Source organism: Knoellia sp. B-D-2 (assembly GCF_057714695.1).
In genome coordinates, this window is the sequence record NZ_CM173189.1 from 682,621 (window position 1) to 707,248 (window position 24,628).

Below are 24,628 nucleotides of genomic sequence, written 5' to 3' on the forward strand. Positions count from 1 at the left end.
TCGACGTGAGGTCCGCCTCGAGGAGGAGCTCGCTCACGCTGCGGACATCTCGATGGTTCACCGTCGAACCGCGTCCGCGAGAAGGACGAGCCCCCGCGCCTGGACCAGCACGGGCCGGATCCCCGGCCTGCCGCGCGCCAGCAGGAGCACCTCACGTCGCAGCGACTGCGCTGCATCGCGAAGGTCTGGCGCATCAAACTCCCCATCCGAAGCACCATCGGGCGCCAGTCTATGTGCGAGATGATGTGCGTTGCAGGCGATCACATGCAGCCTGACGTCTCCTCCTGCCGTCAGGGCGTTAGACGCCGCCTCGCCTAGGGCACGAAGGGCTCGAACCAGTCCCGCAACCCCCTGTGTGCCATCGACTTCCTCTCGAATACCCATGACCCCCCAATGCCTTCACGACGTCGTTGAGGGACAGCCCTCGTCGCCACAGTGAGCGCCGGGACCACTGTTCGGGACGGCGGATCGCCAACTGTGGAAGGAGAGTCATCAGCAGACCTCCTGTGGACAGAGGTCCTCGCTCGAGATCAATGCGCAGTGCTAACTGCTCCTGAACGCATGCGACTTGCGTGCGATACCAGTTGCCTGACATGTCGAGCTGTGACCAGTGACGACTGGTAGGCGCGCGCATTGGCGGAGCGCCCGCAAGCGGGCATGGAGAAGCAAACGCCGCTGTTTGCACGAACTCGGTGTCTCGTTCCCCATGGGCGCACACAAACGCGCCTCTACGTGATCCCGACCATCGGAGATTTTGTCGAGGGCGGCGCCGGGCGGCGAGGACCACGGCGTGGCGGACACATACAGCGGGTACATGACTCGCGCCCGCGCCGCCGCTCCATAGGCGAGGACATCGGGCGGCGGACCTGTGCAGCCCCCCGCGCGGCGCGCGCCGGCGTGCGACTGGAGGATCCTCGTCGGCCAGCACTGTGCGTCTGTCGAGAGTCACATCGTGCGGTCGCCATGGCGGAAATCCGCATGCCAGCCGTCAATCTCAGCGGGCGACGATGCCCACGCCGCGCACGGCGGTGACGGCGACCGGATCGCTCAGCTCTCCGACGAAGCGGCCGTTCTCCCGGTCGCGGAAGCCGAGCAGCCACCATCCACCGTCGTGGTAGACGAGACGGGCCGCGTAGAGCGAGTCGTGGGGGAACCGTCGCGCCGCCCGCAGGTCGAACGGCCCGAGCGGGCCCTCGGCGTCGACGCTGAACACCCCGCCGCTCGTGTGCGGGCCCTCGGGGTCCAACGAGGCCGTGTCGCAGCAGAAGAGGAGGACCCTGACGCCGTCGACGGTCTCGACCTGAGGCACCTCCACGTGTCCGAACCCGCCGGGAGCGGTCAGGGGCGGATGGACGTGCCACCTGACGAGGTCGTCGGACGAGCAGTGGCCGAGCACACCACGACCTCGTCGCGGCCCCTGAGGGGTCCGAGCCGTGACGAGCAGGTGCCACTGCCCGCCGTCCTCGAGGAGCCACGGGTCGCGCCAGGGTTCGTCGTGGTCGGGTGAGGTCTCCAGCACCTCGTACCATCGCGGATCCGCCTTCAGCACAGGGCTCTCCGGCCGCTTGACCCACGTCGTCAGGTCGCCGGACGTGGCCAGCCCAATCGTCTGGACAAGGGCGCCGTCTCGGACCGACACCCCGGTGTAGAACATCCACCAGAGACCCTGGTGCCGGACGACGCTGCCGGTCCACGTCGCTGCGTCGTCGAACGCCGGCGTGGGGCTCGGGCGCAGGGCCGGCGGCTGCTCGGTCCAGGTCACCAGGTCGGTGGATGTCGCGTGACCGATCGTGACGTTGAGGTGGCGCTCGTCGGGGTGGCCCAGCGACCGTGGTGCGCAGAGGAAGAATGCGTGGTGCGTCCCGCCGTCGTGGGCGTACCAGGAGTCCCACACCCACTGGTCAGGCAACGCCAGCGCCACGGTCGCCCTCCGTCCGCACCCAGACGCACGTGTTGGGTGGCAGGCCCGCGTCAGCGAGCGGACCGCTGGACAGGAGCACCTCACCGGCGGGTGTCGGGACCACGTCCTCGCCCAGGTTGAGCACGCTCAGCCAGTCAGCCCCACGGCGGAACCCCAGCGCTCCAGGAGCCGGCTGCTCCAGCCAGGAGAACGCCTGCCGTCCCCGCAAGAGCTGGCGCCGCAGGACGATCGCCCTCCGGAAGAGCGAGAGGGTCGAGGAGGGGTCCTGCTCCTGGAGCGTGACGGCGAGCAGTGCGAACGAGCCGGGCTGGGGAAGGTGCGACGGGCCGTCACCGAACCCCAGGCTCGGCCCCGCGTCGACCCACGGGAGCGGGACCCGGCACCCGTCCCGACCCTTGGCCGCTCCCTCGGAACGGCGCCAGATCGGGTCTTGGAGGCTCGCCGGAGTGAGGTCGGCGACCTCGGGGAGGCCCAGTTCCTCCCCTTGGTACACGTACGTCGACCCTGGGAGGGCGAGCAGTGCCGTCGCGGCCGCGCGGGCACGCGCCAACCCGGTGGCCGAATCCGCCCGCGGTGCATGACCGTCACCGACCAGCCATCCCTGAAGGTCCGTTCCCAGCGGGAGACCGAAGCGGCTCACGGGCCGGACGCAGTCGTGGTTCCCGAGGACCCAGGTGCTCGTCGCGGTCGAGCGGGCCGACGCCCGCAACTCCCTGTCAATGGCCTCCCGGAACACCGCCGCGTCCCAGGGCGTGTCGAGGAAGTCGAAGTTGAAGACCTGGCTCAGGCCGCCGTCGGTGAGGTACCGGTGCGCCCGCTGGCGGGGGACGACGGCCTCGGCCACCGTCATGCGCGGAGGCTCGTAGCGGTCGAGGAGGTCACTCCACCCCCGGTAGATCTGCATCAGTTCCTCGCGGTCGAAGAGCGGGTGGCTGCCGTCCATCGGGATCAGGGCGGAGTCGAGGCTGGCGATCGTCGGCCACGGCTCGGACAGGTCCTTGGCCAGCCCGTGGGCGACGTCGATGCGGAACCCGTCAACACCACGGTCGGCCCAGAAGGCCAACGTCCTCTCGAGATCGAGGTGGACGGCTTTGTCGTCCCAGTTCAGGTCCGGCTGTTCAGGAGCGAAGAGGTGGAGGTACCACTCACCGTCGTCGGCCCGCGTCCAGCAGGTGGGGCCGAAGTGTGAAGGCCAGTCGTTCGGCGGGACGTCGCCGTCGACACCTCGTCCGGGCCGGAAGAGGTACCGGCCGCGCTCCGGTGCACCCGGACCCGCCGCCAGCGCGGCGAGGAAGTCCGGGTGCTGGTCGGAGGTGTGGTTGGGGACGATGTCGACGATGATCTTGATGTCGGCGGCGTGAAGGGCGCCGACCAAGTCGTCGAAGTCGTCGAGGGTGCCGATGACGGGGTCGACCGCCCGGTGGTCCACGACGTCGTACCCGCCGTCGACGAGCGGCGAGGGGTAGAACGGGGACAGCCATACGGCGTCGACCCCCAGCGCGCGCAAGTAGGGCACGCGGTCGGTGATGCCCTTGAGGTCACCGACGCCGTCGCCGTCGGCGTCGGCGAAGCTCCGGGGGTAGATCTGGTAGACGACGGCCTCGCGCCACCAGGTGTCCCCGGCGGTGGGTGCGTCGGTCTCGGCGGTCATGGGTCGGATCTTTCGAGGAGGAGGGCCCGGCACGGTGCTCGGAAGGGGCGCGACGATGGATGGTCCGGCCGGTGCGTCACCCGGAGGTCCTGCGACGCACCGACCGGCCCGCCGGACCAGCCGTCACGGGGCTGCTCCGACGGTCCGGGCCCCCCTCATGAGGCCCGGACGGTGTCTGCCTGGGGCTGCGAGCCCCGTCGACTTCCGGCACCCCTGCGCCGGCCGTCGACGACTGCCCACGACGTCATCGGGTCAGGATGCGATGACTCCAGGCGGGAAGGGTGAGCTCGACCCCGGCCGCGACCTCGACCGCCTCCCCCGTGAACGCATCGAGGTAGGTGCCGGGGTAGGGAGCCTCCCCCAGCGTGACGATCTGCTCCGAGGCGTCGAAGTTGATCGCGGCGAACACGGTGCTCTCACCGGCGAGCTCGTCACCGGGCCGATGACGGACGAAGCTGAGGACGGAGGACTCTCTGGAGTTCGGGACCCGCTCCATCGGTGCACCCCATCGCGCGTTCCACAGAGCAGCGTGCGCCTTCTTCAACGCGAACAGGTCCCGGTAGAGCGTGCCCAGCTCGTGCTCGCGCCAGTCGATGACGTCCTTGTCGAAGAAGAGCAGCCGACGGTCGCTGCCCGCCTCCTGTCCGCTGTAGATGAGCGGGATGCCCTCGCCGACGACGGAAAGCACTATCGCTGCCTCGAGGGCGTCGCCGAACTGTTCGAACTCCGTTCCGACGGAGGCGTTCATGTCGTGGTTGCTGACGAACGTCATCCGCATGGCGTCGCGCGGCCAGGAGCCGGAGTTCCAGGCGTAGTAGACCCGCAAGGGCTCGAGGTCCGCCTTGCCCTGGGCGACGAGGTGGACCGCGGCGTTCCACGACCAGCCGTACGAGGCGTCGAAGGCGCGGGAGTGCAGGTCGCGCGTCTCCCACTCCGCCAGCATGAACACCGGCTTGATCTCCTCGAGGTCGGACCGGACTCGCTCCCAGAAGTCGAGCGGGACGAAACCAGCGACGTCACAGCGGTATCCGTCGACGTCCGCCTCCGCGACCCAGTAGCGCATCGCCTCGACCATGTAGTCGCGCAGGTCGGTGTTGTCGTAGTCGAGGTCGATGATGTCGTCCCAGTCCCACCAGGGGGTGGGTCGGAAGGAGCCCTGCCAGTCGCGGGCGTACCACTCGGGGTGGGCGTCGACGAGGACGTTGTCCCACGCGGTGTGGTTCGCGACCCAGTCGAGGATGACCCGCAGCCCGACCGCGTGGGCCGTGTCGACGAAGTGCCTCAGGTCGGCGAGGTCGCCGAACTCGGGATTGACGGCAAAGTAGTCCTTGACGGCGTACGGACTGCCGAGGGAGCCCTTTCGGTTGACCTCACCGATGGGGTTGATCGGCATAAGCCAGACGATGTCGGCGCCCAGGTCGCGGATCCGTTGCAGGTGCTGTTCCGCTGCCCTGAATGTCCCCTCGGGCGTGAAGTGACGCTGGTTGACCTGGTAGATGACAGCGCTGCGCGTCCACTCGGGATGGCGGACCCCCGCGAACCGCGACGCGGGTCGCGTGGTGTTGCCTGGCGTCTTGGACATTGATCTCCCTCCAGTGGCTGGACGGCGGTGGGGACGAGGACGAGTCGCTCGCCCCCGACCGTCGGGTCGGACGTCACGAGCGGATGGCGCGACCGTCCTCGGGGTCGAAGAAGTGGAGCCGCTCCCTGTCGATGACGATCTCGACGTCGTCGCCGGCCTTGACGCGCGAGCGCGGGCCGAACGACGCGACGAAGGTGTTGGCACGCTGGACCGAGGGGAGGTCCTCGGTGTGGGCGTCCTTCTCCAGCTCCTTGGTGTCGGCGGTGACGACGCGAGGCGCCTCGACGTCGAAGTGGACGACGATCTGCGAGCCCAGGGCCTCGGTGAGGTTGACCCTGGTCCGCAGGCGAGCCTCGGGCGAGGTGTCGCGCGCCAGGGCGGCGTCCTCCATGTCCTCGCTGCGGATGCCGATCGCCACGTCGCGTCCGACGTAGGACTCGAGGGCGGGACGCTCGGCGACGGTGGTCTGCGGCAGCCGGAGGACGGTGCTCCCGATGCTGATCGTGTACCCGGTGCTGTCGCGGTCGACGCGCGCGATGGCCATGTTCATCGGCGGGGACCCGATGAAGCCGGCGACGAAGATGTTGTCGGGGTGGTCGTAGAGGTGCTGGGGGCTTCCGAGCTGCTGCAGGACACCGGCCTTCATCAGCGCGACCCGGTCACCCATCGTCATGGCCTCGGTCTGGTCGTGCGTCACGTACATGGTGGTGACGTTGAGCTCGCGCTGGATCTGCCCGATCTCGGCGCGCATCTGCACGCGCAGCTTGGCGTCGAGGTTCGAGAGCGGCTCGTCCATGAGGAAGACCTGCGGCTCGCGCACGATCGCCCGGCCCATCGCCACGCGCTGGCGCTGACCGCCGGACAGCTGCTTCGGCTTGCGCTCCAGCAGCGGACCGAGCTCGAGCATGTCGGCGGCCCGCTTGACCCGCTTGTCGATCTCCGACCGGTCCATCCGGCGGATCTTCAGGCCGTAGCCGATGTTGTCGGCGACGGTCATGTGCGGGTAGAGGGCGTAGGACTGGAACACCATGGCTATGTCCCGCTCGCGCGACGACAGCGTGTTGACGACGCGGTCGCCGATGCGCAGGGTGCCGCTGCTGATGTCCTCGAGGCCGGCGACCATCCGCAGGGCGGTTGTCTTCCCGCAGCCCGAGGGGCCGACGAGGACGAGGAACTCCCCGTCCGCGATCTCGAGGTTGAGGTCGTGGACGGCGTGGAAGCCGTTCTCGTACTGCTTGTTGATCTTGTCGAGCACTACCTCGGACATCTCAGCTCCTTCGGTGGCGGACGGGTCGTCCAGGGTCGATCGGATGTGGAGGCTGGGTCAGCCCTTGACGGCGCCGGCGGTCAGCCCACCGACGATGTAGCGCTGGAGGAACTGGAAGAGGGCGACGGTGGGCAGCGCCAGGATGACGGCACCCGCCGCGAAGAGCCCGAAGTTCGCGTTCCTCGTGTTCTCCGCCGCGACGAGACCGTAAAGGCCGACGGCGGCGGTCTTCTGCGTCTCGTCCGTGAGGAAGATGCTGGCGATGAGGAACTCGTTGACGGCACCGATGAACCCGAGCAGCCCGGTGACGGCGAGGATCGGGGTCACCAGCGGCATGATGATCCCGAAGAAGACCTGGGCGTGGCTGGCACCGTCGACCTTGGCCGACTCGTCGAGGTCCTTGGGGATGGTGTCGAAGAAGCCCTTCATCAGCCACGTGTTCACACCGAGCGCCCCGCCGAGGTAGAGCAGCAGCAGGCCCCAGATGGTGTTGAGGCCGATGGCGGGCCAGAGGTCGGTGATCTCCGCGAAGATGAGGTAGAGCGCGACGATCGCCAGGAACTGGGGGAACATCTGCACGAGCAGGACCCCCAGGAGCCCGGGACGCCGTCCGGCGAACCGGAAGCGGGAGAACGCGAACGCCGCGCACGCCGAGATGAACATCGAGGCTCCCGCTGAGGTCACCCCAATGATGAGGCTGTTGAGGAACCATCTCGGGAACTGGCCGCTGAACGTCGCGCCAAAGTTCTCGAAGCCGACGCGCGTCGGGAACAGCTCCGACGAGCTCAGCGTCCCGAGGGGGTTGAGCGCCGCAGAGACCACGAAGATGATCGGGAACAGCGAGAAGGCGAGGGCGAGGACGCCGACGACATGACTCCACCCGACTCGACGGAACCACCCACCCTTGGCACCGCCGAGGCGAACGACCTCGGCGGGCTCGTCGACGTCGGGCCCGGCGGCCACGGTCTGGCTAGCTGGCATTGCCATTAGTTGATCTCCTCCAGGGCGCGGGTCCGACGGAAGCTGACGATCGAGAAGGTGGCGACGATGAGGAAGATGAACACCGAGATCGCGGCCGCGAACCCGTACTGGGCGCCCGAGCCACCGAACGCCAGGCGATAGGTGTAGGTGATGAGGATGTCCGTCCCACCCGCGGCCGGGTTGTCAGGCGAGAAGGGTCCGCCCTCGCTCACGAGGTAGATCCCAGCGAAGTTGTTGAAGTTGAAGGCGAACGACGCGATCAGCAGTGGTGCGAGCGCCACAAGGAGCAGCGGGAAGGTGATGGTCCGGAACGCGTAGAACGGTTTGGCCCCATCGACCCCTGCGGCCTCGGTGAGGTCGGCCGGGATCGACTGCAGCGCCCCGGTGATGACGAGGAACATGTAGTTGTACCCGAGCCACAGCTGCACCAGCAGGATGGCGCCCATAGAGGTCGCGGTGTTCCCGAACCAGTTGAACTGGATCCCGAGCATCCGGTTGATGAGGCCGAAGTCGGTGTTGAACATCTCGCGCCAGACGAGGAACATCGCGACCGCCGGCATGGCGTACGGGAGGATGATGAGCGACCGGTAGATCGTCTTGCCCCTCAGCAGAGGGTTGTTGAGGGCGATGGCCACGATGAGGCCCAACCCGAAGGTGATGGCCACGGTCAGGAACGCGAACGCGAAGTTCCAGACGACGATCCGCAGGAACGACGAGCGGATCGTCTCGTTGGTCACGACCGACGCGAAGTTCTTCAGGCCGACGTTGACCTTCCAGCCCTGAGCCAGGGCCTTGCCGGACGCGTCGACGAAGTTGCCCCGCTCCTCGTTCGCCTTCCAGGTGGCCCCGGAGGCTGTGTCGGTGATGCAGTCACATCCCTCGTCGTACTTCTGCTGCGGCGCCCCCTCGAACGCCTGGGACAGCCCTTGGCTCTTGATCGCGCCGTTCTCGGTGGGCACGCTGAAGGCGGTGATGTCGGCGGTCCGCTCCGACGCCTGTCCGATGTTGAGGACGGTATAGCCCTCCGCCTGCGTGATCTTGCCGGTGGCCGCGCGCTGCACCTGGTCCGCTGGGAGGTCCTCGAGACCCTCGGCGTCACCGACGAAGGTGGCACCGCTGGCGGGGTCGGCGAGGAGGAACACGATGTCTCCCGTTGCGGGGTCCCCGTTGGTGGCGATGCTCAGCGTGTAGATCGCGGACCCGGGGACCTGGGTGACCGACGAACCCTCGATCGCGGTGACCGCCTCCTCCTTGCTCCCGCGGTGGCCGTCGCCGAAGTTCGTGAAGGCGGTCGACACCGTGTACAGCACGGGCAGGATCTGGAACACGATGAGGAAGAGCGTTCCCGGAAGCAGGTACTTCAGGGGGATCGTGCGCGGTGACAGGTAGACGTAGAAGGCGAATACCGTGACGATCGCGAGGAGGACGAGCCCGATCCACTTCTCCTGCGCGATGAGCGGCATGGCCGCCCAGACGGCCACGGCGGCGAGGATGGCGAGGGCGGCGATCTTCAGCAGGAGACCGAGCGGGCTGCTCGTGCCGTCGGCGGTGATCCCGAGCTTGGGTCCACCACGGGTGCGGGTCGGGCCAGCGGACACTTCGGCCATGACAATCCTCTCGGTCGGGTCAGGGATGCTGCGCTTGGGCCGGCGGGCCTGGTCGGCCCGGGGCAGGTCGCCGGCCGGCGGGTGGTCACTCACCGCCGGCCGGCGCCCGTGGGTGGCTTCAGCCGATCGCCTTCTGAATGGCACTCGCCGCGGCCTCGATCGTCGACGCCGGGTCCTTGCCCGAGATCACCGCGGCTTCCGCCTTGCCCAGCGGGTCCCAGACCGCCGCCATCTCGGGGATGCTCGGCATGATCTGGCCGGAGGCGGCGCCCGACTCCGCGACCTTGACGATGAGCGGGTCGCTCGACTGGATCTGCGCGAGGACGTCCTTGTTGGCCGGCACGCCCTGGGCCTTCTTGTAGTATGCCAGCTGCACGTCGGCGCGCGACCAGAAGTTGGTGACGAACTCCTGGGCGAGGGTCTTGTTCTTGCCCTTGCTCGCGACGTAGGCGGCGTCGACGGTGATGAACGGGGAAGCCGGCTTGCCGCCCTCGAAGCCCGGGATGGGCGAGACGTCGAACTTGAAGTCGGTCTTGGTCAGGTTCGGCAGCTGCCACGGACCTTCGACGAGGAAGGCGGCCTTCTTCGAGGTGAACAGACCCAGCGCGTTGTCACCGCTGATCGACCGCTTGAGGATCTTCTCGCCCCCCTCGCCGAGCGCCGCGATCTTCTTGTAGGCAGCGATCGCCTCGGGCTTGCCGACCCCGAGGTCCTTGGGGTCGAAGGTCCCCTCGGCGTTGGTGCCGAAGATGTAGCCACCGCCGGAGGTGAACAACGGGTTGATGAAGTACGGGTTGCCCGTGGCCCCGACGGGGTATGCCAGCACCTCGTCGACCTTGCCGTCGGCCTTGAGGGCCTTGCCCTTGGCGACGAGGTCCTCGATCGAGGTGGGCGCCTCGGGGACGAGGTCGGTGTTGCGGTACAGGACGATGTTGTTCATCGAGTGCGGCATCCCGTAGACCTGCCCGTTGAAGGTCACGGCCTTGATCGCCAGCTCCTGGAACGTCGCCAGCGTCGGCGCGGGGATCTGGATCGGGTCGATCGACCCGTTCTGGACGAGGTTCCCGATCCAGTCGTGGGCGCCGTAGACGATGTCCGGCGCCTTGTTGGCCTGCGACGCCGTGACGAAGTTGCCCTGGAGGTCCTCGCCGGGGACGAGCTCGACCTTGACGTTCACCCCGTTCTCCTGGCCGAAGGCGGCCGCGGACGCCTTCATGGCCTCACCGCCCGGTCCCTCCCCGAACCAGATGAGGAGCTCTCCCCCTGAGGCCGGAGCCGTCGAGCTGGCTGCACCGGTGCTCCCACTGGTCCCACCTCCGCTCGAGCAGGCCGCCAGCAGTGCTGCTGCGACGGCGAAACCGAGTGACGCTGTGACTGTGCGACTTCTGTGCTGCATCAGACGCTCCCTGGGCAGGTGTTGCTGGCTGGTCGACGCGGTGCCCCGGGCTGCGCAGGCACCTTTGCTAATACGCATTAGCGTTTATAGGCCGTGACGCAGGTCACGTCAAGTGGCGAGACGAGATTGTTCACGGATCGGCACCAGGCGATAGGTTCCCGACGACGAGGAGGGACCGTGAGCAGTGTAGCGCCGAAGCCGGCCCTGCAGAAGGACGTGGCCGAGCGCGCTGGCGTGTCCCCCACGACCGTTTCTTTTGTCCTCGGTGGGCGTGAGGACATGCGCATTCCCGAGGCCACCCGGCTCAAGGTGCTGCGGGCCGCGCACGAGCTCGACTACCGGCCGAACCTCATCGCCCGCAGCTTGGTCACCAGGCTGAGCCGGACCATCGGACTGGTCTCCGACACCATCGTCGGCGAGGGGTACGCCGGTGACCTCGTCCGCGGCGCCCTTGCTGCCGCCGTCCGGATGGATCACCTCCTGCACATGGCCGAGACGGCGTTGGACCCCACAGTCGAGGCGAAGGCGATCAGCCACATGCTCGACCACCGGGTCGACGGAGTGATCTACGCGAGCATGTCCACTCGTCGGATCCGGCTGCCCCACAGCCTGAACGGCCAGCCGGTGGTGCTGCTCAACTGTGCGGCTGGCCGCACCACGCCGGCGATCGTCCCCGATGACGTCGAGGGGGGCCGGACCGCTGTCGACGTGCTCCTGGCGGCCGGGCACCGTGAGGGCATCTACCTCGTGGGTGAGACCCCAACCGACAAGCTGCCGACCGACTCGCGACGCGTCGGCATCGAGGCTGCGTTGGCGGATGGGGGTGCGGCACTTGCCGGTTCACTTCCCTGCATGTGGTGGCCCGAGCCTGCATTCGACGCCGTCGCCCAGCTCATCGCCGGCGGTGGACGGCCCCGTGCCCTCATCTGCCTCAACGACCGGATCGCGCTGGGCGCCTACCAGGCGCTCGAGGCCGCTGGGCTCAGTATCCCCGGAGATGTGTCGGTGGTCTCGTTCGACGACTCACCTCTCGCCGCGTGGCTCAGACCCGCGCTCACCTCGGTGGCCATGCCGTATCTCGAGATGGGGAAGCTCGCTGTCGAGACGCTCCTGGCTGACAACGCGCGGCGTGGGGTCACCCATGTCCGGATGCAGCTCCGCGAGCGAGGCTCGATCGCCTCACCCCGCTCGTAGCGAGCGCTGCCACGGTCGGCAGAACCCGCCCGTGGGCGAGACTGAATCCGGACCCCGTGAGGGAAGCGTCCGGCGAACGCCGGCTGCTCAGCACCTCCCGACGCGGCACGCGGGTCAATCGCTGACACCCGGACGGCGCGGACCGGCCAGTCGTGCGCCTGTCCCCATCACTCGTCGAGCCCAGCTCGGGCGCAGGAAGGATCGGGGCTCAGCGGAGAGCGCAGTGGGTCTGTTTGCCGTCGGAGTGTCATCTGCGCACCGTCCACCTCCCGAGGGGGCAAGGCAGGGGGCAGCACGCGGCCGAGGCTCATGGACGCAACTCGTCGAGCAGGACCGGACGCCGTTCGTCACGAGACAGCTCCGCAGGAGACTGCCGAGCGTCCCCGCAGGTGCCGCAACTCGACACCTGGAGACGGCAGGGGTCTTCAGCCCTCAACTCCTGTGGATACGGCCACCAGGTGCTGACTCCTCTGTGGAGAAACCGCACGCGTACCGACCTCGCCACAGACCCTGTTCGTCACTCCTCGATGGCTCCGCCGATGGTGCGCAGGAACTCGCGGAACGTCAGGCCGTCGCGATCTCGAGCAGTCAGGTACTCGCCGAACCGGGCCTGCTGACGGAAGCTGGTGCCGAGGCTCATCCGCGCGGCTTGGTCCCGCTCGGTGTCACGGATGGCGGCGGCCACGGCGGCGACCTCCGCGGCGTGGCTCTGGGGGAGAAACACCACGCCGTCGTCATCGGCAAGGACGACGTCCTCAGCGGACACGAGGTGCGGCCCGACCCGAGCGGAGTTCAGTGCCTCCGCCTCCTGCGTATCGAGTCGCTGGGGGCCGACGGGCAACGCCCCCTGGCTGAACACCGGCAGCCCGATGGTGCGCAGCTCCGGGGTGTCCCGGTGCAGGCCCCAGATGACGATCGCGGCGAGACCCGCGTTCCGCGCCTCGAGGGTGATCAGGTCCCCGACGCACGCCTCGTCGTCCCTGCCGGCGTTGTCCACCACGAGCACGTCGCCGGCGGCGGACTGCTCGAACGCCTCGAGGAAGACGTCGACGCTGCCGTAGTGGCGGGCTGGTAGGACGCGTCCGACGACATGGGTGCCGGGCCACACAGCGCGTACGGTCGCGGGGGCGCACCTGAGGGGCAGGCCCAGACGCAGGGCGGCGTCGGCGACGTGGGGTGTGGTCAGGTCGAGGTAGGTGCGCTGCAGCTCGAAGGGATTCACTGTCCGGATGCTCCTTGGGGTCGAGGAAGGGTCTGGTCGGGTGGGGCGGGCGCTGTCAGGTCCACTCGCGCGGGAGGGGGATCAGGAGCGCGGCCGGTGGGACGGCGGTGTGCTCGGCGGCTGCGAGGAGTCGTCCGTTTTGCCGGGTCACGGCGCCGCTGCGCTCCATCGAGCTGACGAGCTCGGCGGCGAGGTCGTCGACGTCTCTCCGCAGAAGGATGGCTGCGTCCCGGACCCAAGCGCGCGCGGTGAGGTAGGACTGGATCTCGTTGTCGGGGAGGCCATTTCGGATCATCAGCGCGTAGGCCAGGATGCGTCGCGCGCCGTACCAGACCGCGCCGTCCGGGTCGTCGACGAGGCGTTGCGTGCGTCGCAGAGCGGCTTTGAGTGTTGCGGCCGGGTCGGTGGGCAGCGGGCCGTGGGCGGGAAGGACGACCCGGGGATGGAGGTCGCTGAGCCTGTGCAGTGAGTCCAGGGCCAGGGCCGAGGCCTGCGGTCCGTCGAGGGCGAGGTTAACCCAGCCGACGTCGTAGTCGCTTAGGGCGTCGCCGACGACGAGGAGGCCCTCGTCGGGTTGCCACAGGGCCAGGTGCCCCGGGGTGTGTCCGGGGGTGGCGACGACCTGCCAGTCGGCCTCACCGAGCCGGATGAGCTGACCGTCGCGCAGAGGCTGGTCCACGGTGTAGGCGGCCACGGGTTGGTCGAGGTACTCGGCCAGGCAGCAGCCCGGGTCACGTCGGGAGAGGGAGTCGGCATCGGCTGCGCTCGCCGCGATGCCTGCCCCGCGCGACTGGAGGAGGGCATTGCCGCCGACGTGGTCGGCATGCCAGTGGGTGTTGACGACGAGAGCGAGGTCGTCGGCGCGGTCGGCGACCCAGGCCGCGGTCTCGTCGGCGTGGCCGACGAACCCGCTGTCGACCAGCGCTGGGACCGCACCGTTGAGCAGCAGGAGGTTGGCGTCGGGGAACGGTCGCGGCTGCCACGTCATCCACGCCGGCAGCTCCGGGCTTTCACCCTTCGCCGACGTCACGACGGCGGCCGCGCTGCCGGCTCCGGGGACGCATCCACGCGGATGAGGGTCTGCTGGCCGGTCGCGACGAGCGCCCGTCCCCCGTCGGTGACGCCGTACACGTCGAGCTGGCAGACCGTCAGCGTCCGCCCGGCCCTGCGGACCGTGCCCACCGCCTCGAGGTGGTCACCAGCCGCGGGCGCGAGGAGGTTGAGTTTGTACTCCACCGTCAGCACCTCCGAGCCCTGCGGAAACAGGGTCAGCGCGGCATAGCCGCCGGCCGAGTCGGCGATGGCGCTCGTCGCCCCGGCGTGGACGAACCCGTGCTGCTGGCTCACCTCCGGCCGGGTCGGCAGAACGATGTGGACCTTTCCCGGCGCCAGATGTCCCAACCGCGCCCCCAGCAGCGCCATCAGCCCTTGCCGGGAGAAGCTGCCGTGAATGCGGTTACGGACCTCATTCGTGACGTCCGCAGCTTCGTCGTCGCCAGCCGCGCCGACACTCGCCTCGTGATTCATCTCGTTCCTCTTTGGTCGTGGGTGGACGGGGCCTCAGTGCAGTCGAGCGAGGACCTGCTCGACGAGCAGGGCGACGCCCAGGATGACCAGGGCCGCGCCCGAGACGCGTGAGACCACCCTTGCCGCGGCGGGTCGAGCCCGCAACACGCGCCGTGCCCCGACGCCGACGGCGGTGTAGACCACGGCGCAGCTGGCCACGTGGACGAGACCCAGGGCGGAGACCTGCAGCGAGACCGGCCACGCCGCGGTCGGGCTCGCGAACTGCGGCAGCAGGGCGAGGAACAGGAGGAAGACCTTGGGGTTGAGCCCGCTCGTGCCCGCGCCCTCGAGTGCGTTCCTGACCCAGGAGCCGCCACCGTCCCCGACGTCGAGGTCGGCGTGCGGTGTGGGGGGATGACGCAGCGTGCCGACGCCCAACCAGACCAGATACCCGGCGCCGACGGCAGTGAGGACGGCCATGACGACGGGCGACCGCGCCACGAGCACCGCGACCCCGGCCGCGACCGCCGCCGTCGCGACGAGGTGCCCCACGAGGAGTCCCCCGACGGCCGGTAGGACCGACCGGTGGCGCAGGCCTGCGGCCATCGCGTAGGCCCAGTCGGCACCCGGGGTCAGGACGAACAGGATCGAGACACCCCAGAACGCGACGAGGTTCGACACCGGCACGTCCACCACCTCCTCCACTTACGGCCCGCGACCCGGACCTGATGGAAGGTTATGAGGAATCGCGTCGAAGGTGTTCCCTTCTTTGGCTCCTCAAGCGGCCACCCGGGGGATGATCTTTCTCATGGACGCCATCGACCGCAAGATCCTTGCAGAGCTGCAGGAGGACGGGCGGCTCACCGTCACCGAGCTCGCGGAACGGGTGCGCCTGAGCGTCTCCCCCTGCCACCGCCGTGTCCGAGCGCTCGAAGCGTCAGGGGCGATCAGCGGCTACCGCGCCCACCTCGACGCCCAAGTACTCGGCCTGGGCTTCGAGGCCCTCGTCTTCGTCACGATGAGGGCCGCCGACCGCGACACGGTCCAGGCCTTCGAGGCCGCCGTGCGGGAGGTCCCCCACGTGACGCAGGCACAGCGGCTCTTCGGGGACCCCGACTACCTGCTGCGCGTCGTCGCCCGAGACCTCACGGCGTTCCAGCAGCTCTACGACGACGTCGTCTCCGCCCTTCCCGGCGTGCAGCGCCTCAGCAGCACGCTGGTCATGCGCAGCGTCGTCGACCATGGGGCGCTCCCGCTCTGAGGCCCGTCCGCGCAGGGTGGCGGCGGGTCGTCACTCCCCCGCGACGAGGATGCCGTCGGTGTCGCAGTGGACCCGCTGGCCGGGCCGGAACGTGACACCGCCGAAGGTGACGGCGACGTCCCGCTGACCGATGCCGTTCTTGGTGCTCTTGCGGGGGTTCGAGCCCAGCGCCTTGATCCCGAGGTCGACGTCCGAGAGGGCGTCGACGTCGCGGACCGCACCGTTGATGACGACCCCCTCCCAGTGGTTGGCGGCGGCGATGTCGGCCATCTTGTCGCCGAGCAGCGCGGCCGCGAGCGAGCCGGCGCCGTCGACGACGAGGACCTTGCCCGAACCGTCCTCGCCGAGGGCCGTCTTGACGAGGACGTTGTCCTCGAACACCTTGACCGTGCTGATCTCGCCTTCGAACGCCGACCGGCCTCCTAGGTCGCGGAACTGGGTGGTGCAGGACTGGAGGGCGTCGCCGTGCTCGTCGTACAGGTCGGCAGTGGGCTTCATCGTGGTCTCCTAGGTGGTGAGTTGGGGGCGCAGGTCGGACCTGCGACCCCGACGGATGGTGACGCGGGATCAGCGGCCGAGGTGCCGGCCGGTGGTGAACCCGTAGAGCGCGTTCGGGTTGTCGACCAGGACACGGTGGACCACGCCGTGGTTGGGGGCCCACTGCTCGAGGAGGCTGAGCAGGTCGGCGTCGTTGGGCATCGGAACCTCTCCACGGGACGCGGTGGGGTGGGGCCAGTCCGAGCCCCACACGACGCGCTCGGGGGCGGCCCTGACGAAGGCGCGACCCACGGCGGAGCGGTCCTCGTAGGCCGGGGGGCCGGAAACGGACTCGTGGTAGACCCCCGACACCTTGACCCACGTGCGGCCGCGGTCGACGAGCCCGAGGATCGCGGCGTAGGTCGGGTGGCTGGTGCCGGCGGCGCCGGGGATGCGGCCCATGTGGTCGACGACGAGGTCCACGGGTAGGTCCCGGAGGAGCGGGAGGTTCTGCAGGATGCCGTCCGCCGTCATGTGGATCTGGACGTGCCATCCCAGGTCCGCGACCCGTGCGGCGAGCGGACGGATGAGCTCGGCCCCGGCACCCCCGGGGCGGGTGAGGTTGAACCGGATCCCCCGGATGCCGCCCTCGTCCAGGGTCCGCAGCTCGGCGTCGGTGACGTCGGCGGCGACCACCGCGACCCCGCGGGCGCGCTCCTGTCCCAGCTGGGCGATGGCGTCGAGGGTGCACCGGTTGTCCGTCGCGTAGTTCGACGGCGTGACGACGACGGCCTTCTGGGTGCCGAGCCGGGCCTGGAGGAGCCGGTAGTCAGCGACCGTCGCGCGCGGCGGCGGGGTGGAGGTCGGCACGGGGTAGGGGAAGCGCTGGGGGTCGAAGACGTGGATGTGGCTGTCGACGCTGCCGTGCGGCGGGACGAAGGTCGGTCGGTTGGTCCCGACCGAGAACGGGGTCGGCGCCGGGGCGGGTCGACCCGCGTGGGCCGCGGTGGGTGCCGCGGCCGCCAGGGTGGCGGCGCCGGCACCGGTGAGCAGGGTGCGGCGGGAGATCGTGGACATCGTCGGCCTCGATTCGGGTGCGGTGGACGGAGTGGTGTGGCGAGGGCTCAGTGGTCGGCGAGGAGGGTGCGCAGGACGTAGGGCATGACGCCGCCGTGGCGGAAGTAGTCGATCTCGCGAGGAGTGTCCAGGCGCGCTCGCGCCGTGAACTCGCAGCTTCCGTTGCGCACGGTCACCAGGGGCTGGACGTCGTGGGGGCCGATGGCCGTCAGGCCCACGACGCTGATCTCCTCCGCGCCCGTGGGTGCGAGGTCGTCGGGTCCGGCGTCGAGGAGCTCGAGCGGCAGGATGCCCATGCCGACGAGGTTGGAGCGATGGATCCGCTCGAAGGACCGGGCGATGACCGCCTTCACGCCGAGCAGCGCCGGGCCCTTGGCGGCCCAGTCCCGGGAGGAGCCGCCGCCGTAGTCGCGGCCGGCCACGACCACCGTGGCGACGTCCGCTGCTCGGTACCCCTTCGCGGCGTCGTACACCGAGGTCTCCACGCCGCCGTCGAGGAAGTCGAGGGTGCGCGCCCCCCGGGTGCCCGGGGCGACCTGGTTCTGGAGCCGGACGTTGGCGAACGCCCCGCGCATCATCACCTCGTGGTTGCCGCGGCGCGACGCGTACGTGTTGAGGTCCTTGCGCGAGACTCCGCGCTCGGACAGGTGGGCGGCAGCGGCGCTGGTGGCGGTGATGGCACCGGCCGGGGAGACGTGGTCGGTCGTCACCATGTCGCCGAGCTTGACGAGCACGCGCGCGCCGGAGATGTCCCGCACGGATGAGGGTTCGCGCGGCATCCCGTCGAGGTACGGGGGCTGGCGGACGTAGGTAGAGCCCTCGTCCCACGCAAACCGCTCCGACGAGGTGACGGCGATGTCCTTCCAGCGGTGGTCGCCACCGAAGACGTCCGCGTACGCCGCACCGAACATCGCCCGGTCGATGGTCTCGGCCATGACCGCCTCGACCTCGGCCGCGTCGGGCCAGAGGTCGGCCAGGTGGACCGGGTTGCCCTCCTGGTCGTGCCCGAGGGGGTCGCGGTGGAGGTCGATGTCCATCGTGCCCGCGAGCGCGTAGGCGACGACGAGGGGCGGCGACGCGAGGTAGTTCATCGCCACCTCGGGCTGGATGCGACCTTCGAAGTTGCGGTTGCCGGACAGCACGGACACGACCGTGAGGCCCTCGCTCGCGATGGCGTCCGACACCTCGCTCACAAGGGGTCCGGACGCACCGATGCACGTCATGCAGCCGAACCCGGCGAGGGTGAATCCGAGTGCCTCCAGGTCGCGGACGAGGCCGGCGCGGGCGTAGTAGTCCATGACGACCCTGGACCCGGGGCTCAGCGTCGTCTTCACCCACGGCTTGCTGCGCAGGCCGACGCGAACCGCGTTGCGGGCGAGGAGTCCCGCCGCGACCATCACCGAGGGGTTGGACGTGTTCGTGCAGGACGTGATCGCGGCGATGGCCACCAGGCCGTCGGAGACCTCGTGATCGGCACCGTCGAGGGACAGCGTCGCGGTGGCCTTGGCCGGACGACCCGATGAGGTCCACAGGGCCGCGGCGAAGCGTGACTGCGCCTGGGTCAGGGGCACCCGGTCCTCCGGGCGCGAGGGCCCGGCCAGAGAAGGCACGACGCTGCCGAGGTCGAGGTCGACCGTCTCGTCGAACTCGAGGTGTCGGGCCGGGTCGTGCCAGAGGCCCTGCGCCCTGGCGTAGGCTTCGACGAGCTCGACCTGCGCTTCGTCCCGCCCGGTGAAGCGCAGGTAGCGCAGAGTCTCGTCGTCGATCGGGAACAGCGCGCAGGTGGAGCCGAACTCGGGGCTCATGTTGGCGATGGTGACGCGGTCGGCGACGGGGAGGGCAGCCAGGCCCTCGCCGTGGAACTCGACGAACTTCCCGATGACGCCGAACCCGCGCAGCATCTCGGTGATCGTGAGGACCAGGTCGGTCGCGGTGGTCCCGGCGGGGAGGGTGCCGTGCAGGCGCACCCCGACGACCGGGGGCACGACGATCGACATCGACTGGCCGAGCATCGCCGCCTCGGCCTCGATTCCGCCGATACCCCACCCCAGGACGCCCAGGCCGTTGACCATCGTCGTGTGCGAGTCAGTGCCCAGGCACACGTCGGGGAAGGCCCACCCGTCCTCGACCATGACGACGCGGGCGAGGTACTCGACGTTGACCTGGTGCATGATCCCGGTACCCGGCGGCACGACGGAGAAGTTCTCCAGCGACTGCTGACCCCAGCGCAGGAACCGGTACCGCTCGCCGTTGCGCTCGTACTCGAGCTCGACGTTGCGGGCCATCGCGTCCGGACGGCCGTGGACGTCGGCGATGACGGAGTGGTCGATGACCAGCTCCGAGGCGATGACGGGGTTGACCCTGCCCGGGTCGCCGCCGAGCTCGGCCATGGCATCGCGCATGGCCGCGAGGTCGACGACCGTGGGGACCCCGTTGGTGTCGTGGAGGAAGACCCTGGAGGCGTACAGGTCGACCGGGGTGTCCGTTCCGCCGTGGAGGACCGCGTCGACCTGCGCGTCGGACGCGGCGGTGCCGTCGTGGAAGCGCAGGACGTTCTCCAGGAGGATGCGGCGGCTCACCGGCAGACCGGTACCGGCGATCCCGTCGACCCGGTGGTAGGTGAGCGCCTGTCCGTCGACCTCCAGCCGACCCGTCGTCTGCGGGGTCTCGCGGCGGGTTCCGGTGAGGTGGCCGGGGCTCATCGGGTGTCCTCGAGTCCGGTGACGTCGACCCCGACCCGTGTGGCCAGGGCCCGGAGGTTACGGATGGTGTTCCGCGGCAGCGAGATCCCGTCCCGTTGGGCGGTGCGCAGGTTCCTGTCCTCGATCTCCCCCGGGTAGAAGATCTCGTCGTGTCCGGCGGCCAGGGGCACCGCCTTGGTACCGGCGACCAGGCCGGAGAGGTCGTGGCCGAAATCCGCGGCCGGCCGCACCGCGTCGATGCGGATGGCGATGACCAGGTGCCCGCACCCGCTGCGACGGTCGGGCACGAACGGCCCGGCGACCTCGGTGGCGGACGAGCTGCCGGTCAGGACACCGGAGAGGACATCCATCATGAAGGAGATGGCGTAGCCCTTGTGGCCCGCCATGGGCAGGATGATGCCGTCGATGGCGGCCTGCGGGTCGGTGGTGGGGGCACCATCGGCGTCGATGGCCCAGCCCTGCGGGATGGCGGTCCCCTTCTCGCGAGCGGCGTACACCTTGCCGCGGGCGACGGTGCTGTTGGCGATGTCGAGCACGACGGGTCCGAGGGGCCCACCGGGAACGGCGACGGACCAGGGGTTGGCACCGACGGTCTTGACGCGTCCGCCCCACGGCGCCATGGCCGGGCTGCCGTTCGTCGTGAGGACGGCCGCGCACCCGGCCTCGGCCATGGCCCGGGTGAACCACGCAGCCGTGCCGAAATGGTTGCTGTTGCGCACGGCTACGACCCCGACACCGTGGGCGTCGGCCTTGGCGACGGCCAGGTCGCAGGCCGTCCGGGTGACCACCTGGCCGACCCCGTCCCGTCCGTCGAGAACCCCGACGGCACCCCCGTCGACGACCACCTCGGGGCGGGTGACGGGGTCCATGACTCCGGAACGGATCCGCTCGACATACCAGCCCAGTCGCAGGACGCCGTGCGAGTGGTGGCCCCAGGCGTCGGCGGTCACGAGGCTGTCGGCCACGTACGCGGCATCCGCCGCCGGGACCCCGACGGCCTCCAGCACGGCGGCGGCCACGCGGGTCAGCGCCTCCGGGCGGAGGGCCGTGGTCGTGGCCGTCATCGCGCGTCCGGTGGCGTGCGCGGAGCCGCCGCCCCGAGGGCCGCTGCCTGGTCGGCCGTCAGGGGCCGCGTCCGCTCCCCGCGCAGGAGGAGGAACAGGCGTGCGGTCTCCTCGAGCTCCTCGAGGGCGTCAGCCGCCGTGGCGAGGTCTGCTCCCGCGACGACGGGCCCGTGGTTGGACAGGAGCATCGCGTGGTGGTCACGGGCCGTGCTCTCGGCCAACGCGTCGAGCGAGGTGTCACCCGGTGCGTGGTAGGGCAGCAACGGCAGCCGGCCCACGCGCATGACGTAGTAAGCCGTGATGGGCGGCAGCACGTCCGCGGGGTCGACGTCCGCGAGGCAGGAGATGGCCACGGAGTACGTGCTGTGGGTGTGGACCACCGCGCCGGCGTCGGGCCGCGCCCGGTAGGTCGCCGCGTGGAGGAAGGCCTCCTTCGACGGCTTGGGGCCGTCGAGGTGGGCGCCCGTCGTGGCATCGAGCACCGACAGCGCATCGGGGTCCAAGGCGCCGAGCGAGGCCCCGGTCGGGGTGAGCAACATCGTCGAGCCGATGCGCGCGCTGAGGTTGCCGGTGCGGCCGAAGGTGAGCCGGCGGGAGAAGAAGGACGCGCCGAGGTCGGCGATCTGGCGACGGAGGTCGGACTCGGTGCTCACGGCTGCGTCACCGCCCGCACGAGGAGGTCGGCGTCGCCGAAGTTGCCCGACTTCAGCAGCAGCGCGATCGGGTCGTGGTCGGTGGTCAGGCACCACGGGACCCCACGGTCGGCCTCCTGGGCGACGACGACGGATCGCACGCCGAGCGCCTGGACCACGGCCCCAGACGTCTCCCCTCCCGCCACGACGACCCGTCGGGCGCCGCGGGCGACCGCGTGGTGGGCCGCCCTGGCGAGCAGCTCTTCGAGCACGTCCCCGGTCTTGGCGCCGAAGACGTGCTGGCTCGCGGCCCGCTCCTGTGCGGTGGCGGTGCTGTAGACGACGACGGGCCCGTCGGAGGGCGCGGACTCGAGCCACTTTCGGGTCGTGTCCCACAACGAGTCGGCGGTGTCGCCGTCGCGCGGGGTGATCCGGTGCGAGGGGAACTGCGCGCGGGCGCGGGCCACCTGCTCCTGCGTCGCGCTCGAGCAGCTGCCCGCCACGATGACCGACGGACCGCTGGGGAGGACGGCCGGTGCGGCGGGCGACATCCCGGCGGCACGCTGCTCACCCATGGCCCGCGCCAGGCCCGCACCGCCGGTGGTGACGCGCCACCCGGCGGTTGCAGCGGCGAGGGTCGTGAGGTCGCGGTCGTCGACGGCGTCGGCGATGACGTGTCGCGCCCCGTCGTCCCGGAGCGCCTCGAGGTGCTGCTGCGCCGCTCCCACGCCGGCGGAGAGCGTGCCGTGGTCGAGGTGGGCCACGGCGTAGCGGGTCTGGGAGGCGAGGACCCGCCGCAGGTCGGGGTCCGTCATCGGGGTCAGGGGGTGGGTCGCCATCGAGGACTCCGACAGCAGGACGTCGCCCACGAAGAGGTGCCCCTGGTAGACGGTGCGGCCGTGCTCGGGCGACGCCGGGCACAGCACGGTCGAGACCTCCCCGAGCTCGTCGAGGACGGCATCGACCACGGGGCCGATGTTGCCCTCGGGCGTGGAGTCGAAGGTGGAGCAGTACTTCACGAAGTACCGACCGACACCGGTCCGCGCGAGCCAGCGCACGGCGTCGACGCTCTGCCGGACGGCCTCCTCCGCGGGGGCGGTGCGCGTCTTGAGGGCGACGACCACGGCGTCGGAGGACGGGACGGCGTGCCCGTCCTCCGGCACGCCGAACAAGAGCGCGGTCCTCAGCCCGCTGCGGCGCAGGGCCGCGGCGACATCGGAGCCACCGGTGTAGTCGTCGGCCACGCAGCCGAGCCAGCGCGCGGTGTCCATCACGAGGTCACGCCCTGCGGACCGACGACCCGCTCCCGAAGGGCGGTGGCGGCCAGGAGAGGAGCGCTGAGCACCGCTGCGCCCAAGGCCTGCTCGAGACCGTCGCGCGCGGGGGCTAGGGAGAAATTGCCGAGGACCACCGCGTCGACGTCACCTAGGTAGGGCGTGGCGACGTCGACGAGCAGGCGGGTGAGGCCGTCGACGTCGCCCGCGACGACGAGGGCGTGGACGCCCGCTGCCACCGCGCCGATGACCCTGGTGCTCACCGACGAGGCCGACAGGACCTCACGCAGCCGCGCCACGGAGTCCTCCACCGCAGGGGGCAGGGGCCCGAGGAGCAGGACGGAGCCGTACCCGCGCCGTGCCACCTCCGAGAACAGCTCCTCGTCGGAGCTGAGCATCGGCGTCGTGCTCGAGAGTCGCTCGTGCTGGACGACGGGGCCGTACATCGAGCAGGAGAGCAGGACGGCGTCCGCTCCCCCGCCCACGGCGTAGTCGATCAGGCGGGCCATCCGGGCCGACAGCTCGGGGGTGAGGCCCCCGGCGGCCTCGGCGTCGCTGACGAGCCGGTCGTCCATGAGGCTCCAGACGCGGGCCTCGGGGAACCCCGCTGCGAGAGCGGCCTTCGCCGGCGCCACCGACGCCGCGGTGGCGTTGATGACGGCGACGGTTGGCCACCGGTCCGGGTGTGCGGTGTCCACGAGGCCCACGCTCACAGCTGCTTGATGCAGACGGCGACCGCCTCGGCGAACTCGCGGCACCCGGTCGAACCACCGAGGTCCGTGGTGGCGGTGCCGGAGACGACAGTCTGGGTCACGCCCTCCTCGATGAGGCGCGCGGCGCGCACGAGCGCGGCGTCGTCGTTCCTCGTCCCGAGCCAGTCCAGCAGCATCGCTGTGGAGAGGATCATCGCGATGGGGTTGGCCTTGTTCTGTCCGGCGATGTCCGGAGCGGAGCCGTGCGCAGCCTGCGCCATCGCACGGTCCTGGGACGCGTTCAGCGAGGGCGCCAGGCCGAGCGACCCGGCGAGCTCGCCGGCGAGGTCGGAGAGGATGTCGCCGAACATGTTCTCGGTGACGAGCACGTCGAACTCGTTGGCACGGCGCACCAGGTGGACGGTCATGGCGTCGATGTGGAAGTCGTCGAGGGCGACCTCCGGGTAGTCCTTCGCCACCTCGCGGCAGACGTCGCGGAACAGGCCGGTCGTCATCTTCAGGACGTTGGCCTTGTGGACGATGGTGACCTTCTTGCGCCGGCGCATCGCGAGCTCGAAGGCCTCCTTGGCGATCCGCTCACACGCCTGGCGGGTGATGATGCCCAGCGCGATCGCGACGTCCGGGGTGGGCATGAACTCACCCGTGCCGCGGTAGGTCGACCGGTCGGCGTAGAAGCCCTCCGTGTTCTCCCGCATGATGACCAGGTCGGTGCCGGGCACCACGGCCGTGCTGCCCTCGAACGCCTTCGCCGGACGCACGTTGGCGAACAGGTCGAAGTGCTTGCGGATCGTGCCGCTTGGGTTGAGCTCGGACTTGAACGGCTCCGGGTACGCGGCGCTGTCGTGCGGGCCGAGCAGCCAGCCGTCGGTCTCGGCCAGGGCCGCGAGCGTGGACTTCGGCGTGGCCTCACCCAGCTCCTCGATGCCCTGGAAGCCCAGGGGCAGCTCGGTCCAGGTGATGGGCTCGGCGCCGGCGGCCTCGATCGCGGCGTCGGCGATGAGCACCGACGCGGGGACGATCTCGGGGCCGATGCCGTCGCCGTGCAGGACGCCGAGGGTGTACCGGCGCGGGGTGGTGGTCGTGGTCACGATGGTTTCCTTC

Annotated in this window: 21 protein-coding genes; 2 read left to right on the forward strand and 19 right to left on the reverse strand. The window is 70.1% G+C overall.

All coding sequences use genetic code 11. The features are described from left to right. Positions 1–994 precede the first annotated feature (994 nt). The 7 genes from AC3EU2_RS03220 to AC3EU2_RS03250 form a co-directional block, all read right to left on the reverse strand. Entirely contained in the window at positions 995–1,921 is a 927-nt protein-coding gene (locus AC3EU2_RS03220) for a glycosyl hydrolase family 32 (protein WP_488178303.1), read from the reverse strand. After that, complete coding sequence (locus AC3EU2_RS03225; RefSeq protein ID WP_488178304.1) at positions 1,902–3,572, reverse strand: alpha-amylase family glycosyl hydrolase; 1,671 nt, start codon at positions 3,570–3,572, stop codon at positions 1,902–1,904. The genes AC3EU2_RS03220 and AC3EU2_RS03225 overlap by 20 nt, the downstream gene beginning before the upstream one ends. A gap of 244 nt (positions 3,573–3,816) precedes the next feature. Further along, a complete protein-coding gene (locus tag AC3EU2_RS03230; protein ID WP_488178305.1) occupies positions 3,817–5,154 on the reverse strand; it encodes an alpha-amylase family glycosyl hydrolase in 1,338 nt (445 codons plus the stop codon). Positions 5,155–5,227: 73 nt separating this feature from the next. Continuing rightward, positions 5,228–6,421, reverse strand: coding sequence for an ABC transporter ATP-binding protein (locus AC3EU2_RS03235; protein WP_488178306.1), 1,194 nt, complete (start codon positions 6,419–6,421; stop codon positions 5,228–5,230). 57 nt (positions 6,422–6,478) lie between these two features. Continuing rightward, a complete protein-coding gene (locus AC3EU2_RS03240; protein ID WP_488178307.1) occupies positions 6,479–7,408 on the reverse strand; it encodes a sugar ABC transporter permease in 930 nt (309 codons plus the stop codon). Next, positions 7,408–9,102, reverse strand: a complete 1,695-nt coding sequence (locus AC3EU2_RS03245; RefSeq protein ID WP_488178308.1) for an ABC transporter permease subunit — start codon at positions 9,100–9,102, stop codon at positions 7,408–7,410. The genes AC3EU2_RS03240 and AC3EU2_RS03245 overlap by 1 nt, the downstream gene beginning before the upstream one ends. A gap of 25 nt (positions 9,103–9,127) precedes the next feature. Further along, a complete protein-coding gene (locus tag AC3EU2_RS03250; RefSeq protein WP_488178309.1) occupies positions 9,128–10,225 on the reverse strand; it encodes a sugar ABC transporter substrate-binding protein in 1,098 nt (365 codons plus the stop codon). A gap of 357 nt (positions 10,226–10,582) precedes the next feature. On the opposite strand from AC3EU2_RS03250, the gene AC3EU2_RS03255 reads away from it, so the two are divergent. Then, positions 10,583–11,599 carry a LacI family DNA-binding transcriptional regulator gene (locus AC3EU2_RS03255; protein ID WP_488178310.1) on the forward strand — a complete coding sequence of 339 codons (1,017 nt, stop codon included), beginning with the start codon at positions 10,583–10,585 and terminating at the stop codon, positions 11,597–11,599. A 517-nt stretch (positions 11,600–12,116) separates the two neighbouring features. Here AC3EU2_RS03255 and AC3EU2_RS03260 read toward each other — a convergent pair. Genes AC3EU2_RS03260 through AC3EU2_RS03275 form a run of 4 tightly spaced genes read right to left on the reverse strand, consistent with a single transcriptional unit; the run spans position 12,117 to position 15,014 of the window. Beyond that, positions 12,117–12,821, reverse strand: a complete 705-nt coding sequence (locus tag AC3EU2_RS03260; RefSeq protein ID WP_488178311.1) for an RraA family protein — start codon at positions 12,819–12,821, stop codon at positions 12,117–12,119. A gap of 55 nt (positions 12,822–12,876) precedes the next feature. Beyond that, a complete protein-coding gene (locus tag AC3EU2_RS03265) occupies positions 12,877–13,809 on the reverse strand; it encodes an MBL fold metallo-hydrolase (RefSeq protein WP_488178312.1) in 933 nt (310 codons plus the stop codon). Positions 13,810–13,847: 38 nt separating this feature from the next. Beyond that, positions 13,848–14,348, reverse strand: coding sequence for a PaaI family thioesterase (locus tag AC3EU2_RS03270; protein WP_488178313.1), 501 nt, complete (start codon positions 14,346–14,348; stop codon positions 13,848–13,850). Positions 14,349–14,381: 33 nt separating this feature from the next. Beyond that, positions 14,382–15,014: a LysE family translocator gene (locus tag AC3EU2_RS03275; RefSeq protein WP_488178314.1), complete on the reverse strand. Its 633-nt coding sequence runs from the start codon at positions 15,012–15,014 to the stop codon at positions 14,382–14,384. Between the two features lie 121 nt (positions 15,015–15,135). Here AC3EU2_RS03275 and AC3EU2_RS03280 point away from each other — a divergent pair, with 121 nt between their 5' ends. Continuing rightward, positions 15,136–15,588, forward strand: a complete 453-nt coding sequence (locus AC3EU2_RS03280) for an Lrp/AsnC family transcriptional regulator (protein ID WP_488178315.1) — start codon at positions 15,136–15,138, stop codon at positions 15,586–15,588. Between the two features lie 30 nt (positions 15,589–15,618). Here the strand turns inward: AC3EU2_RS03280 and rraA are convergent, their stop codons facing one another. The 8 genes from rraA to AC3EU2_RS03320 form a co-directional block, all read right to left on the reverse strand. Further along, on the reverse strand, positions 15,619–16,086 hold the full coding sequence (rraA, locus tag AC3EU2_RS03285; RefSeq protein WP_488178316.1) for a ribonuclease E activity regulator RraA: 468 nt from the start codon (positions 16,084–16,086) through the stop codon (positions 15,619–15,621). A gap of 69 nt (positions 16,087–16,155) precedes the next feature. After that, positions 16,156–17,142: an amidohydrolase family protein gene (locus AC3EU2_RS03290; protein WP_488178317.1), complete on the reverse strand. Its 987-nt coding sequence runs from the start codon at positions 17,140–17,142 to the stop codon at positions 16,156–16,158. A gap of 47 nt (positions 17,143–17,189) precedes the next feature. Beyond that, positions 17,190–19,844: an aconitate hydratase AcnA gene (acnA, locus tag AC3EU2_RS03295; RefSeq protein WP_488178318.1), complete on the reverse strand. Its 2,655-nt coding sequence runs from the start codon at positions 19,842–19,844 to the stop codon at positions 17,190–17,192. Continuing rightward, entirely contained in the window at positions 19,841–20,908 is a 1,068-nt protein-coding gene (locus AC3EU2_RS03300; RefSeq protein WP_488178319.1) for an Ldh family oxidoreductase, read from the reverse strand. Before AC3EU2_RS03300 ends, acnA begins: the two co-directional genes overlap by 4 nt. Then, a complete protein-coding gene (gene otnC / locus AC3EU2_RS03305) occupies positions 20,905–21,561 on the reverse strand; it encodes a 3-oxo-tetronate 4-phosphate decarboxylase (protein ID WP_488178320.1) in 657 nt (218 codons plus the stop codon). The genes AC3EU2_RS03300 and otnC overlap by 4 nt, the downstream gene beginning before the upstream one ends. Next, a complete protein-coding gene (gene otnK, locus AC3EU2_RS03310) occupies positions 21,558–22,811 on the reverse strand; it encodes a 3-oxo-tetronate kinase (protein ID WP_488179429.1) in 1,254 nt (417 codons plus the stop codon). The genes otnC and otnK overlap by 4 nt, the downstream gene beginning before the upstream one ends. Next, positions 22,811–23,512, reverse strand: coding sequence for an aspartate/glutamate racemase family protein (locus AC3EU2_RS03315; RefSeq protein WP_488178321.1), 702 nt, complete (start codon positions 23,510–23,512; stop codon positions 22,811–22,813). The genes otnK and AC3EU2_RS03315 overlap by 1 nt, the downstream gene beginning before the upstream one ends. Before the next feature lie 11 nt (positions 23,513–23,523). Next, entirely contained in the window at positions 23,524–24,615 is a 1,092-nt protein-coding gene (locus AC3EU2_RS03320) for an isocitrate/isopropylmalate dehydrogenase family protein (RefSeq protein ID WP_488178322.1), read from the reverse strand. Positions 24,616–24,628: the final 13 nt, after the last annotated feature.

What these genes read in the sequence shown, in the direction of transcription:
- AC3EU2_RS03225 (WP_488178304.1), bottom strand. Translation starts at nt 3,572, where the DNA reads ATGACCGCCGAGACCGACGCACCCACCGCCGGGGACACCTGGTGGCGC.
- AC3EU2_RS03230 (WP_488178305.1), bottom strand. Translation starts at nt 5,154, where the DNA reads ATGTCCAAGACGCCAGGCAACACCACGCGACCCGCGTCGCGGTTCGCG.
- AC3EU2_RS03235 (WP_488178306.1), bottom strand. Translation starts at nt 6,421, where the DNA reads ATGTCCGAGGTAGTGCTCGACAAGATCAACAAGCAGTACGAGAACGGC.
- AC3EU2_RS03240 (WP_488178307.1), bottom strand. Translation starts at nt 7,408, where the DNA reads ATGGCAATGCCAGCTAGCCAGACCGTGGCCGCCGGGCCCGACGTCGAC.
- AC3EU2_RS03250 (WP_488178309.1), bottom strand. Translation starts at nt 10,225, where the DNA reads ATGAAGGCGTCCGCGGCCGCCTTCGGCCAGGAGAACGGGGTGAACGTC.
- AC3EU2_RS03265 (WP_488178312.1), bottom strand. Translation starts at nt 13,809, where the DNA reads ATGACGTGGCAGCCGCGACCGTTCCCCGACGCCAACCTCCTGCTGCTC.
- AC3EU2_RS03270 (WP_488178313.1), bottom strand. Translation starts at nt 14,348, where the DNA reads ATGAATCACGAGGCGAGTGTCGGCGCGGCTGGCGACGACGAAGCTGCG.
- AC3EU2_RS03280 (WP_488178315.1), top strand. Translation starts at nt 15,136, where the DNA reads ATGGACGCCATCGACCGCAAGATCCTTGCAGAGCTGCAGGAGGACGGG.
- rraA (WP_488178316.1), bottom strand. Translation starts at nt 16,086, where the DNA reads ATGAAGCCCACTGCCGACCTGTACGACGAGCACGGCGACGCCCTCCAG.
- AC3EU2_RS03290 (WP_488178317.1), bottom strand. Translation starts at nt 17,142, where the DNA reads ATGTCCACGATCTCCCGCCGCACCCTGCTCACCGGTGCCGGCGCCGCC.
- acnA (WP_488178318.1), bottom strand. Translation starts at nt 19,844, where the DNA reads ATGAGCCCCGGCCACCTCACCGGAACCCGCCGCGAGACCCCGCAGACG.
- AC3EU2_RS03300 (WP_488178319.1), bottom strand. Translation starts at nt 20,908, where the DNA reads ATGACGGCCACGACCACGGCCCTCCGCCCGGAGGCGCTGACCCGCGTG.
- otnK (WP_488179429.1), bottom strand. Translation starts at nt 22,811, where the DNA reads ATGGACACCGCGCGCTGGCTCGGCTGCGTGGCCGACGACTACACCGGT.